The following is a 9,193-nucleotide window of genomic DNA, read 5'->3' on the forward strand; positions in this document are numbered from 1 at the left end:
AAATTCTATATACTTTTTTATTAGACTTATTTTTGAGAATGTAATTAAATTTTTTTTGGAAAAGGGGAAATAAACATTGAAAAAGCCATACGGATTAGCTGGTATAGCGCTGGCATTGTCTTTAGTTATAGCCGGTTGCTCAAATGATGCTGTTGACCATTCTGCGATGGGACATGGTGAATCTCAGCAGGAAGAACAAACACAGGAAGCGACAACAGAAGATGGAAAGAGAGTTTTTGACATAAATGTTACAGAAACTCACTGGATGTTCAATGATGAAATCATGGATGATGCATGGACTTATAATGGAAGTTTACCTGGTCAAGAAATTAGAGTTCAAGAAGGAGATACTGTAATTTTAAATGTGACCAATTCTTTAGACGAACCTACTGCTCTTCATCTACACGGATTTCCGGTTCCGAATGAGATGGATGGTGTTCCTGGTGTAACACAAAATGCAATACTGCCTGGCGAACAGTTCACTTATGAATATCAGGCCGATGTACCAGGAACATATTGGTATCACTCGCACCAAGATGGTTCAAAGCAAGTTGGGAAAGGTCTTTATGGGGTCTTTATTGTTGAGTCGTCAGCTGATAAGTCATATGATGTAGATGAAGTAATTGTAATTGATGAATGGTCTTCAATGGGAACTGATATGAGTGAAATGGATCATGGTGACATGGACATGGGTGAAATGAGTGAAATGGACCACGGTGACATGGACATGAGTGAAATGAATGATATGGATCACGGTGATATGGACGGTGTTGCAAGTGAATTAAGTCATGCAGATATGATGAATGAAATGTATGACACACCACTTATAAATGGTAAGGCTTCACCTGCAATTGAAGCAATTGAAGTAGAAGAAGGAAATAAAGTCAAACTTCGTTTTGTGAATGCAGGGCTATTCACACAAGTAGTATCTATACCGGGTCATTCTTTTAAAATTACACACTATGATGGCCAACCTGTAAATGGACCAGAACTTTTAAATGATACAGCTTTTCGAATTGCACCTGCAGAACGCTATGAAGTTGAGGTAGAAATGAAAAACCCTGGAGCGTGGGGAATACAAGTATTTGCTGAAGAAAATGAGAAAACTCTTAATACTGTAATTCCTGTTATTTATGATGGTTATGAAGATGAGGAATTACAAGAGAATGATTCAAACTATTCATTTTTTGATTTAACTACTTATGGACAGGCGATGGAACAGAATCTTGGAGTTATTACAAAAGAGTATGATATGCTTCTTGGAACGGAAGATGGAGGTGAGACCTTCACGATTAATGACAAACAATTTCCTGACCATGAAATTTATGAAGTAGAAGAAGGTGACATTGTTAAGTTTACCATTGTAAACGATACAGAGGTCGATCACCCAATGCATTTGCACGGAGAGTTTTTCAACGTAATTTCGAAAGATGGAAACCCAATTCAAGGATCTCCGATTCTAAAGGATACGTTAAACGTTAAACCTGGTGAAACATACGAAATCGTCTTCGAGGCTAATAACCCTGGGAATTGGATGTTCCACTGTCATGAATTTCATCATGCGAGCGGTGGGATGGTAGCAGAAGTTCGTTACAAAGGATACGAACCAACTTTCACATTAGATCCAACTATTCCAAATACACCAGAGTAATCCCTATTAGTTAAAAATCATTAAAATGAAATTTACTCGAATGATAGGCCGTTTTCGGTTTATTGTTCGGGTAATTTACTTTAATAATAAAATAGTGATGTTCTGTTCTGTAGAGTTAACGTTTAAAGCAAGGGGGACTCGATCATTTTTTAAATTGTAATTAAAAAATGTAGATTGGGGGGCATGATACGATACTAAACAAACGTTGAGTTTATGGAGGGATTTTCAAAATATTATTATAAAATACTACAATGCCACCACTGCCGTTTTATCTGAATTAAGTTGAAATTCACAACCTTAACTAGGATTAGAATTATAATAAGAATGATTTTATAAAGTTGTTTTAGTGAAAAATAAACAAACACAAATCAATTTGAAATGTGTTTGCCTACTAATGTAAATGAATGAGATTCTAATTTCTTACTTATTTAAACCTTGTTTTAAAGCTTCAATATTCCCTCTCATTATACTTATATAGTTCTCGCCGTTATCAATATCTTCTTGTGTTGCTGCTTCAAGGTTGTGTAAATATAATATGTCAGCACCAATTTCGTCAGCTATCATTTCAGCAATTTTAGATGTGAAATTTTGTTCAACAAACAGATGAGTAAGATTCAGAGACTGACCTAGTTCAAGAATCTCTTCAACTTGACGCTGAGACGGTTCGTTTGTAGGTGATAGTCCAGATATTGCAATTTGTTCAAGCCCGTACCTTTGTTCCCAATATCCATAGCCAGCATGAGATACTATAAATTGATTTCGTTCAGCAGTAGATACCATTTCTTCAAATTCAACGTGTAAATTTTCTAATTCAATTTTTAAGTTAGTATAGTTTTCTGTAAATTGCTCTTCGAATTCAGGTTGTAATTGAACAAGTAAATCATATATATTCTTAGCATATTGCAGGGCATATACCGGATCAAGCCAAGCATGCGGATCGACTCCAGCGTGCAAGTGTTCGTCTTCTTCATGAACATCCAAGTTCTCATCACTGTGTTCGTCTTCTTCATGAACATCCACATGTTCATCATCGTGTTCATCATCATCTTCTCTTAAAGGAATGTTATTAGAAGCTTGAAGAGCTACAACGTCCTCCTTCTCCATACTTTTTAGTACCGCATCAACAAAGCCTTCAAAGCCGGCTCCGTTATATACAAACGCATCTGCTTCCATTATTTCGATCATTTGTCTAGCTGTCGGTTCAAACGAATGAGCATCTGCGCCCAAAGGAACTACATTGATCACATCAACATGTTCTCCACCAATTTTCCGAGTAAAGTCTTCTAAAACAAAAGTAGTTGTGACAACTGTTAAGACTTCTTCTGTAATGGTATTTTCTGTTTCACCGTCTATTAATTCTTCCTCGTTATTTGATGCGTTACATGCACCAAGAATAACGATGAAAAATAATAGTAGTAAAACCGTAAGCTTCATTTTCATAATCTTGTCTCCTTTTTTAAATCGAAATTGTTACGTTTTGGATGTTAACTAGAAAATGTGTAGAAAGTATGTGTTTCTAAATAATTACAGTGTTTTTTTTGAAAAGGTAATATCTTATTTTTTTTATCTTCATCTTTTCTCCACATTTATCTTCTATTGTTATATCAAATAAAAGCAGTGTTTCTATCTAGGGGAAATATAATAGTGCGACTAGTAATATTTACTCTCTGAAAATATTGGGAATCATTGTAACTTAATATAAATTGACAGGTTAACCCTTTATATATGTGGGCTATAGGAGGAGTAATGTGAGAATAATATCAGTATTGATATTCGTTTTTATTACTTTGGGTGGATGTCAACAACCAGATACCAAAGACGTTCAAAATATTTATGAAAACAGTTATATAAAAGTGGTAATAGATGAAATCGTGGAAGTAGAGAATGGTTTTTTCTTAACAGTAACGCTGGAAAGTATTACGGAGGGCGGAATTAACAAAAATGATTATGCTGTTGCTTTTCCAAGTCAGATCATTTTAGCTAATGGTCATGAATTTTACAAAATTAATGAGGAGCAAAAAACAGAGTTCGTTAATGATGAGAAAGTGATGATACGCGAGTTCTATTTAAGTGAAAGTGAAAACCAAAAATTAGCAGGATTCCTATCTTTTTCGTTATACGTTAAGCCAACTTTCAATAAAAAATTAGTGACCTTTGAAATAGATGGGAATAGAAATAATGTTATGAGTGACGGAATTATACTAACAAATATAGATCTAAAGGATAACTATTTAAGGTTAAATTTAAATGATGTACATCCAACAAAAGGAATAGGGGTAACGATAGAGCTTGAAGGAGAGAGGATTTATCCAGTGGTATCTAGAACTGAGCAAAATCTAAATACGATGAAAGGTGAATTTGAGTTCGCTCAACCACTACCTGAGACAATTTTATTAATGATCTCAAGAGCAAATTTGTCAGAAACGATATGGGAACTTCCTTTTACATTAGAATTTTAACATTAATATGATAACGTGTTTTCATAATTTTCACCATTTCGTTTCAAATTAAATACTAAGGGGTTAAACATATGATTGAAAACAAAACTATTTTAATTGTTGATGATGAGTTTCAAATGCGAACTCTTTTATCGATTTATTTGAAGGATGAGGGATTTGACCTATTTGAGGCTTCGACGGGTAAGGAAGCTATTACTAAGATTCGGAATAACCCAGATAATTATGATCTAATTATACTAGATATTATGATGCCAGATCTTGATGGTTTTGAGGTATGTAAAATCGTAAGAGAGTATTCAACAATTCCTATACTAATGCTCTCAGCCAGGAAGGCATTAGAAGATCGAGTAGATGGGTTAAATTTAGGAGCAGATGATTACCTTACAAAACCATTTGAACCAGAAGAATTAATAGCGCGTGTAAAAGCATTGCTAAGAAGAGTAACTACAATTGAGGCAAAGAAAGACGAAGTAAAGTTAGCATTTGAAGATGGATTATCTATTTATTATGAAAATAGAAGTGTCTATGTGAATAATGAATTGGTTGAATTAACAGCAAAAGAGTTCGAGCTTTTATATAAGCTCGCTTTAAATCCACAACGAGTGTATACGAGAGACGACCTTCTTTATTTAATCTGGGGAGAGGATTATGTAGGAGCACAAAGAACTGTAGACTCTCATATGAAAAATATACGATCAAAACTTTATGCTGCTGGACCTAAAAAATAATCGAATAATAACTGTATGGGGTGTTGGATACAAATTTGTATAAAAAGAGATGGTACAACTTATGAATCGAATTGATATTAAATTAGGCCTTACGATTCTACTCTTATTAATTACGATAATATTACCGTTAGGCTTTGTCATGAATCAAATTTTTTATGGGTTTTATGTTAGTCAAGCCCAAGAAGAAACACATATGCTGTCTTCTCAATATGCTAATCTAATTAATGATAGTACTGTTGAAAACCGATTAGAGGTTGTGGAAGTAGCTGCGAAAATCTCGAATCAAAAAATGCTAGCACTTAGTGATCAAGGAGAGGTCTGGCTCAATCGAATTTTTCGATGAGTCATCATGACACAGGGTACCTTCTTAACCTTATCCATTCTGCTGATTCGCAGCACTATATGACTAATTCATTTGAAGATTCTGATGGGAAAACGTATATTGCGACTGCTTCACATATAAATGTTAATAATTCAAAGGGGCATGTAATTGTTTTTTCTTCGCTCGAGAGTATCATACAATCCATAAAAAAAGTACAAGATTTCCTGAAACTCTCAGCGATTGGATCTTTATTTCTAGGGATTGGACTTACTTATTTCATTACCAAAAAACTATCTCAGCCATTAGTAAGTATGGAAAAAGCTGCAAGACAAATTGCTAAAGGCAACTATAATACACGTACTATTCAGAAATCAGGTGATGAGTTAGGTTCACTGGCACGTGCTATCAATGATTTAGCTTTCAGTTTACAACGTGTAAATGAACAAAGAAGAGAGTTTTTTGCCAATATATCACATGAGTTACGCACACCTATGACTTATTTAAAAGGATACTCAAAAGTTTTGCGTGAAGGGCGTTGGAAAACAGAAGAAGAAAGAAACCAATACCTTGAAATTATTGATCATGAAGCTACAAGACTAACTTATTTAGTCGATGATTTATTTGACTTAGCACAAATGGACGAAGGCCGTTTTAATCTTGAACATAAAAAAGTGAACATTAATGAAATTATAAAACTTGTTGTAAAGAAAACGGCATACAAAGCTCTAGACCAAAACCTTAATATAGAATACCTATGTGAACTATCTGATAAGGAAGACAGTATAGTACTTGGTGATCCTTTAAGATTGGAGCAAGTTCTTATAAATTTAGTTGAAAACGCAATAAAGTATACGAAAGAAGGATCCATTACAATTTATACTGTTAGTAATGATGAAAATATTAAGATTAAGGTTAGGGACACGGGAATTGGCATGGAAGAAGAGGAGCTACCGTATATATTCGAGCGTTTTTATCGAGTAGAAAAGTCTCGGTCTAGGGCTTTCGGTGGTACTGGTCTTGGATTGTCCATTGTGAAGCAACTAATAGAGTTACACAATGGGACAATTGAGGTGGAGAGCACTGTTGGTGAAGGAACTGAATTCACTATTATTCTACCCAAAATTTTGGATTAAAGTGAGATGAAGCCAATTGAAGAAAGCAGAATGGCTAGTTATTTTTGTTTTTATTTTATTAGGAATTATATGTTTAACGATTTCAGCAACTTGGATTCTACCTGAAGCCCATCGTCATCTTAGTCTTACCTTTATTACCATTTGTTTATATACTCTTATTCCAGTTTTCCTAGTAAGTTGCGTTTATATGATCTTTAAAATCTACACCAAAAAGGCAAAGCATATTAAATAGTACTATAATGGGTCCTCTTAATATTAAGGGGCTCATTTTTTATGTCATAGTGATTATATGAATAGGATGTGACAGATTTTCCAATTTAGCATTTCTCCATGATTCCTTCACAATTTCTCTTTATACTCTTAACTATTGTAGGTTTAAAGGAGGAGTTCTATGAAAACTAGACGATTATTTATCCGAACAGTGACCTTGCTCATCATGGCAATCGCGATAGGGTATACATTTTATTCTAATTTTTTTTCAGATGCGGATGCAGCTGTTCGGGTAGGCGATGAAGCACCAAATTTTGTTCTTACAGATCTTAATGGCAATGAGGTGGAGCTTGAAGATTACCGGGGGCAAGGTGTTTTTTTGAATTTCTGGGGTACATATTGTCCACCGTGTGAGCGTGAGATGCCTTATATGGAAAACCAATATGCGATATATAAAGATCAGGGAGTTGAAATCCTTGCTGTAAATGTAGGTGAACCCGAATTAACCGTTCAGCGCTTTGTAGAAAGACTAAACTTAACGTTCCCAATTCCTATGGATAAAGGACAACAAGTATTAGACCGTTATGGTGTTATTCCACTTCCGACTACATTTCTAATCAATGCGGAAGGGGAAATCATTAACATCATTACAGGAGGCATGTCAGAGCAAGCGATCGCACAGTATATGGAAAGTATTAAACCGCAGGAGTGATTGAAATGAATAACCTTAGCTGTTCTTGTGGACAGCAAAATCCTCAAGGAACAGACTTATGTGGAGGATGCGGCAGACCATTAGTCGCGAGTGAAAATCAGCAAGTTTTAAATATGCGTTATGAAGGAGCGGCAAGACGTTCGCAAACCTACAATAAAACGATAGTTGATCAAATATGGAATTTTTTCTCCTCAGTAAAAGTAGGGATTTGGATTATTGTCATTTTGTTGCTAGCGTCATCATTGGGGACCATTCTTCCACAGGAAATGTATATACCACCAACCGTTAATCCGGCAGAGTACTATCAAGATCAATATGGGTTTCTCGGACAAGTGTATTATGAATTAGGTTTTCATAACCTGTATCAATCTTGGTGGTATTTATTATTAATGGCTGCTTTGACCGTTTCACTTATCATTGCTAGTGTGGATCGTTTTTTTCCCTTATATCGTTCCTTAAAACACCAACGTGTCCATAAACACATCAATTTTATGAAGAAACAGCGTCTAGTAAGTGAAACACAACTAGATATAGCGCCAAATAAAGAGAAATGGTTGAGTAGTTTAAAGGGAAAGAAATACAACGTTAGAACAGATGGAACCTCTATTTTAGCTGAAAAAGGCCGATTTGCTAGATGGGGACCTTATATAAACCATATTGGTCTCATTATTTTCTTAATTGGTGGGATGCTACGCTTTTTTCCGGGAATGTTTGTTGATCACCACCTTTGGGTTCGAGAAGGGGATACGGAGGTAATCCCAGGAACAAATGGAGAATACTATCTGGAAAATCATCAGTTTATTGTTGAATTATACGATGAAAATGACGAGCTCTTCCAAACGGCGATTGATCGAGCAGGGGGAGTTGTTGTTAAAACCTATCAAACAAACGTGACACTGTACCAACGAAACGATGACGGTCCAGTAGGTTCACAGCGCGATCTTCAAGAAGTGGATACGTACCAAATCAGGGTGAATGATCCCTTTAAATTTGATGGGTTTGGTCTATATCAAGTTGATTACAAACTCCATGAGTTAAATAAGATGATGTTTACAGTTGAACATGATGAAACAGGTGAAACGATTGGAGAGTTTAAAGTTGATCTATTTTATCCTGAACAACAATATGATCTTCCTAATGACTACTACGTTAAATTACAAGATTATCTACCAGACTATTATTTAAATAATGATGGAATTCCAAGTACCAAATCAAGGATTCCTGATAATCCTGCCTTTATCTTTGAAGTGAATAGTCCAAATCAAGAAAAAAAAGAAGTGAGTTTTTTAACTATTGGACGTAATTTCGATCCTACAGATGAAAATGTTTATTCCATTAGGTTATCTGATCTAGAGACAAAACATGTATCTGCGCTGATTGTTCGAAAAGACTATACTTTGTCCATTTTAGTAATAGGAGGATTCATTTTTATGATTGGTTTAGTCCAAGGAAGCTATTGGACTCACCGAAGAATTTGGATACAAGAAGAGAATGGGAAAGTAATGATGGCAGGCCATACGAATAAGAATTGGTATGCTTTTAAACGTGAAATGGCTGAAGTGGCAAAAGAGGCAGAGCTCGAACAGCCGGTCGATAGGACAGAAGACAAATAAGTGGTTTGGGAGTGTTACAACATGGTCGAACTAAGTAGTAATCTATTGCTCGCGGCGTTTTTTATCTACATTTTCGCGACAATTACTTTCTCTATTACGATCTATTATGAAAATAGTACATTAGGTAATAAAACGAAGAGGTGGGGATGGATCAGCTTTGGTCTGGCGTGTGCAGGATTTTTAGCACAACTAGGGTATTTTGTCACTAGGTGGATTGTGGCTGGACATGCTCCGGTTAGTAATATGTTTGAATATACCACGTTCTTAGGATTAACTATTATTTTTGCGTTTCTAATTCTTTATCTTATTTATAAGAAGCCGGTATTAGGTATTTTCTCAATGCCTGTTGGAATTGTGATCATTGC

7 protein-coding genes and 2 pseudogenes are annotated in these 9,193 nt (G+C 35.3%); 8 read left to right on the top strand and 1 reads right to left on the bottom strand.

Features of this window, described 5'->3' with window-relative positions; all coding sequences use genetic code 11:
- Positions 1-76 precede the first annotated feature (76 nt).
- Complete coding sequence (locus JCM9140_RS20720) at positions 77-1,651, top strand: multicopper oxidase family protein (RefSeq protein WP_012961013.1); 1,575 nt, start codon at positions 77-79, stop codon at positions 1,649-1,651.
- A 420-nt stretch (positions 1,652-2,071) separates the two neighbouring features.
- Here JCM9140_RS20720 and JCM9140_RS20725 read toward each other — a convergent pair whose 3' ends face one another.
- Positions 2,072-3,091: a metal ABC transporter solute-binding protein, Zn/Mn family gene (locus tag JCM9140_RS20725; RefSeq protein WP_034633142.1), complete on the bottom strand. Its 1,020-nt coding sequence runs from the start codon at positions 3,089-3,091 to the stop codon at positions 2,072-2,074.
- A 308-nt stretch (positions 3,092-3,399) separates the two neighbouring features.
- Here JCM9140_RS20725 and JCM9140_RS20730 point away from each other — a divergent pair, with 308 nt between their 5' ends.
- The 7 genes and pseudogenes from JCM9140_RS20730 to JCM9140_RS20760 form a co-directional block, all read left to right on the top strand.
- Positions 3,400-4,110: a hypothetical protein gene (locus JCM9140_RS20730; RefSeq protein ID WP_034633139.1), complete on the top strand. Its 711-nt coding sequence runs from the start codon at positions 3,400-3,402 to the stop codon at positions 4,108-4,110.
- 71 nt (positions 4,111-4,181) lie between these two features.
- Positions 4,182-4,881, top strand: a pseudogene (locus tag JCM9140_RS20735) (response regulator transcription factor).
- An 18-nt stretch (positions 4,882-4,899) separates the two neighbouring features.
- Positions 4,900-5,181: a hypothetical protein gene (locus JCM9140_RS24755; RefSeq protein ID WP_034751195.1), complete on the top strand. Its 282-nt coding sequence runs from the start codon at positions 4,900-4,902 to the stop codon at positions 5,179-5,181.
- Positions 5,178-6,293 carry a sensor histidine kinase gene (locus JCM9140_RS20745; RefSeq protein ID WP_235715430.1) on the top strand — a complete coding sequence of 372 codons (1,116 nt, stop codon included), beginning with the start codon at positions 5,178-5,180 and terminating at the stop codon, positions 6,291-6,293. The genes JCM9140_RS24755 and JCM9140_RS20745 overlap by 4 nt, the downstream gene beginning before the upstream one ends.
- A gap of 391 nt (positions 6,294-6,684) precedes the next feature.
- Positions 6,685-7,215, top strand: a complete 531-nt coding sequence (gene resA / locus JCM9140_RS20750; protein WP_034633130.1) for a thiol-disulfide oxidoreductase ResA — start codon at positions 6,685-6,687, stop codon at positions 7,213-7,215.
- 5 nt (positions 7,216-7,220) lie between these two features.
- Positions 7,221-8,828: a cytochrome c biogenesis protein ResB gene (gene resB / locus JCM9140_RS20755; protein WP_034633127.1), complete on the top strand. Its 1,608-nt coding sequence runs from the start codon at positions 7,221-7,223 to the stop codon at positions 8,826-8,828.
- Positions 8,829-8,849: 21 nt separating this feature from the next.
- Positions 8,850-9,193: pseudogene (locus JCM9140_RS20760) on the top strand (c-type cytochrome biogenesis protein CcsB); the annotation flags it as partial.

This window comes from Halalkalibacter wakoensis JCM 9140, assembly GCF_000513095.1.
Taxonomy (GTDB): domain Bacteria; phylum Bacillota; class Bacilli; order Bacillales; family Bacillaceae_D; genus Halalkalibacter; species Halalkalibacter wakoensis.